Origin of the sequence: Bartonella capreoli, from assembly GCF_902813205.1 — a bacterium.
In the GTDB taxonomy this organism is placed as follows: Bacteria; Pseudomonadota; Alphaproteobacteria; order Rhizobiales; family Rhizobiaceae; genus Bartonella; species Bartonella schoenbuchensis.
Genome location: NZ_CADDZX010000176.1, coordinates 1 through 467, shown reverse-complemented (window position 1 = coordinate 467; position 467 = coordinate 1). Strand labels below are relative to the sequence as shown.

The 467-nt window shown below is 34.3% G+C and carries 1 pseudogene; it reads right to left on the bottom strand.

The annotated features are described in order from the left end of the window. Window positions 1–467 (bottom strand): annotated as a pseudogene (locus J7R05_RS07930) (mechanosensitive ion channel family protein); the annotation flags it as partial.

The window sequence follows — 467 nt, the reverse complement described above, 5'->3', positions numbered from 1 at the left end:
ACACAAGCGAAGGTAAAAGAACTGAAACAAAAGCAATCAATAAGCGTTGTAAATAAGATACTTCCTCATTGCTCTTGATAAAGTGGCAGCGCATATGTGCAAGAACTTTATGAGAAAAATAAGAAAGTCCCAAAGCGATAAAAAGCGGAATCAAAAAAGAAAGAAATAGCTGTAATAGTTTGAAATAAAATACAAAATTCCACCAAGAGCTCAACAAAAAAAGAAAATCAGATGAAGCATATTTGGTTGTCTGGGCGAGATGTTTAACCAACGAGAGTGAAAACTCAAGCCTATGTGTAAGTGTGCGTTTAAAAAGCTCTCGAGATTGAGAAATAGCAAGTTCGGCTATTCTATTTGTGGTCAAAAAAATTGCTTCAAACTGGTATACTATATTATTAATTTTAGCTTTTAGCTCCATCAAGTGAGAGCGTTCCTCGCCTGTTTTTTCCAAATTTTTTAGATCATCA